Origin of the sequence: uncultured Acidovorax sp. (assembly GCF_964021665.1) — a bacterium.
Classification (GTDB): Bacteria; Pseudomonadota; Gammaproteobacteria; order Burkholderiales; family Burkholderiaceae_C; genus Acidovorax; species Acidovorax temperans.
This window is the reverse complement of the sequence record NZ_CAXIAK010000161.1, coordinates 1-2,353: the sequence shown is the minus strand read 5'-3', so window position 1 is coordinate 2,353 and position 2,353 is coordinate 1. Positions and strand designations below refer to the sequence as shown.

Here is a 2,353-nt window from a genome sequence, read left to right as displayed (position 1 = left end):
ATGATCTATCTCGCAGCTGGGGTTATCAACTCCCGTTGATTCTCAACGCGCCCTAAAGTGTGCCGATTTAGGCTGGCCTGAGTCATACTGAAAAAGCAACCGCGACAAAACCCGATGCTGTCGGCACGCGGCTGGCAGTGCGCACTGCACCCCTTCTCAGCCTCTGCGGTTCAGCAGAGCAATCTCACCCCATCTTGTTCTGAGATCCGGTCATTGGCTGGGCTGGCTTTGTCGTGCGCGTCATTTTTCAATCTACGCACAGGAGCGCCTTCATGGCCACTACACCCACCACATCGACCACATTCCAGCCTGCATTCAAGCGTGTCGCCCAGCAAGAACGGCATGACGACACCTTCGCTGCCATTGCCACCCTGACCGGCAAGACGCTGGACTCGATCATGCGACAAGCAGAGACCATGGGATTGCCCAAGACTGGCCCGTACTACCCCTGGATTGACGGCGACATGATCGCCAAGCTGCTGGCAGCCCACGGGCTTGTCGCCACTGTTTGGAAAGAGTGTTCCAAGGGCTATGCCGATTTGCCGGAAGTCGCCTTGGTCATGGTGTCCTACGACGCCGATTGGGAAGTGGGGCGCTGTGCGGTCTACCACCGCAACACGGCCAACGACGGCAAGACTGCGCAACCATATGTGGTGGACCCGTACCCCCATGCTGATAGCCGATTGCACCTGCGTTTCGGCTCAGCGGATCTGGCTGGGCTGCCTCCGGCGTGGTACATCGGCGTGACACAGATGCAAAAGCAGGCCGGGAAGTAAGTCATGCGCGGGCCTTACCTGTTCCCCATGCTGCAAGGCCAGACGGTTAAGGCGCTGCGTATCTGCGACCCCGCATCGAATAACCTGCAGATTCGGAAGCAGCCGGGGCACGCGCACTTCGGTGCCGTTGCCCTGGAGTGCGAGCACCATGCGTTGCTGTGCTATTGCCCCACGCGCTACTTGCTGCATCCCCATGGCAGCGTCTTCGGTTGCTTCGGAGGTACGCAAGCGGTGCTTCCCTTCCGGGCAAGCGTATGCGAAGCCTGCGACCTGGAGGATTGGCTCCCCATTACGGCAGGCGCTCACTGGTCACATCACTTCGACCAGGAACTTCCCATGCGAGGGGATGTGTTGTTGGAGTCGCCGCAGTTGGTTCGAGGAAGTCAGCCCGGCCCCTGGCATTTGGAATTGCGCTTCTCGAAGGGCGGGAGTTTCCGACTGACGCAGATCGATGCACACAACCGTCTTCAGCTCGTTCCAGTCGAAGTTGGCAATGCCTACAGCTTAGCCTGACGTGCGGGCAGTTCCTGCATGAGAGCCTCCGCGCTCAAGTCCAGCCCGTTGGCCAGCCGCCAGATGTTGTACAGGCTCAGGTTGCGTTCGCCACGTTCTACCGCACCCACATAGTTGGCATGTAGGTCGGCCCGTTCGGCCAGCATCTCCAGCGTCAACTGCTTTGCCACACGGAATTCCCGCAGCCGGGAACCGAACGCTGCCTGCACCCGGTCGCGCTCCAGCGCGAAGCGTGCTTCGAGCGGTTGAGGCTTGTTGACGACTACCCGGTTCATAGCGGGAAGTCTTGCCAAAGACACTCTATCAGTCCACAAACTATCTGTTTGCTTCTGGCAAACTCGGCAACTCAACCAAACGGATAGTGTTTCTCAAGGAGGGAAGATGAGCTTGAAAGTCAAAGATCGATACAAATCAGTCCGTATTGCCATCGCAAGCAGTCTGTTGATGCTATGCGCCGTCGCCCAAGCAGAAGGAACGCTTTTCAAAGTGCCTACTCGACCAGAAGTCAAGACAACGTTGTTCTGGGAGACGGTGGAGGGAGCCAAAGCCACTGTGCTTCTGTTTCCCGGCGGCGCTGGTGGCTTTGGCAAGTTTGAGGACGGCAAAGCCACTGGCGGAAATTTCCTTGTACGTTCCGCGCCGTATTTCATTGCCAACGGGTTCAACGTGGCCATCTTTGGCCGACCCAATGACATGGAACTCGGCTGGGCAGAGCGCACTGAGCCTACGCATATGACGGATGTTCGCGCCGTGCTGGACTTTGTGAAGGAGAAGAGCAGTGCCCCAATCTGGATTGTCGGGACCAGTCGCGGCACGATTTCTGCGGCAGCCTCAGCAATCAACATTCAAGACACGGCCATTGCTGGTTTGGTACTGACCTCCAGCGTCGTCAAGTACGACACCCCCGGGACTGTGCCACGGCAGAATCTATCTGCTATCAAGGTTCCCGTATTGGTCTATCACCATGCCAAAGACGGCTGCAAGCACTGCCAGGCACACGAGACACGGCGTTGTTGCACAAATGCCGGTCGCAGCTGATGTAGGCTCGGGAGATGAGAGAGACG

Annotated in this window: 4 protein-coding genes; 3 read left to right on the top strand and 1 reads right to left on the bottom strand. The window is 58.1% G+C overall.

All coding sequences use genetic code 11. The annotated features are described in order from the left end of the window. Positions 1 to 272 precede the first annotated feature (272 nt). Positions 273 to 776: a hypothetical protein gene (locus AADJ04_RS17885; protein ID WP_341240440.1), complete on the top strand. Its 504-nt coding sequence runs from the start codon at positions 273 to 275 to the stop codon at positions 774 to 776. 27 nt (positions 777 to 803) lie between these two features. Next, positions 804 to 1,289: a hypothetical protein gene (locus tag AADJ04_RS17880; RefSeq protein WP_341240439.1), complete on the top strand. Its 486-nt coding sequence runs from the start codon at positions 804 to 806 to the stop codon at positions 1,287 to 1,289. On the opposite strand, the gene AADJ04_RS17875 is transcribed toward AADJ04_RS17880, so the two are convergent. Next, on the bottom strand, positions 1,274 to 1,564 hold the full coding sequence (locus tag AADJ04_RS17875) for a helix-turn-helix transcriptional regulator (RefSeq protein ID WP_341240438.1): 291 nt from the start codon (positions 1,562 to 1,564) through the stop codon (positions 1,274 to 1,276). The genes AADJ04_RS17880 and AADJ04_RS17875 overlap by 16 nt on opposite strands. A 106-nt stretch (positions 1,565 to 1,670) precedes the next feature. Here AADJ04_RS17875 and AADJ04_RS17870 point away from each other — a divergent pair, with 106 nt between their 5' ends. Next, entirely contained in the window at positions 1,671 to 2,327 is a 657-nt protein-coding gene (locus tag AADJ04_RS17870; RefSeq protein ID WP_341240437.1) for an alpha/beta hydrolase, read from the top strand. The last annotated feature ends 26 nt before the right edge of the window (positions 2,328 to 2,353 follow it).

Bases quoted from the DNA above. Each gene is read 5' to 3' on its own strand.
- AADJ04_RS17885 (WP_341240440.1), top strand. From the start codon at position 273: ATGGCCACTACACCCACCACATCGACCACATTCCAGCCTGCATTCAAG.
- AADJ04_RS17880 (WP_341240439.1), top strand. From the start codon at position 804: ATGCTGCAAGGCCAGACGGTTAAGGCGCTGCGTATCTGCGACCCCGCA.
- AADJ04_RS17875 (WP_341240438.1), bottom strand. From the start codon at position 1,564: ATGAACCGGGTAGTCGTCAACAAGCCTCAACCGCTCGAAGCACGCTTC.
- AADJ04_RS17870 (WP_341240437.1), top strand. From the start codon at position 1,671: ATGAGCTTGAAAGTCAAAGATCGATACAAATCAGTCCGTATTGCCATC.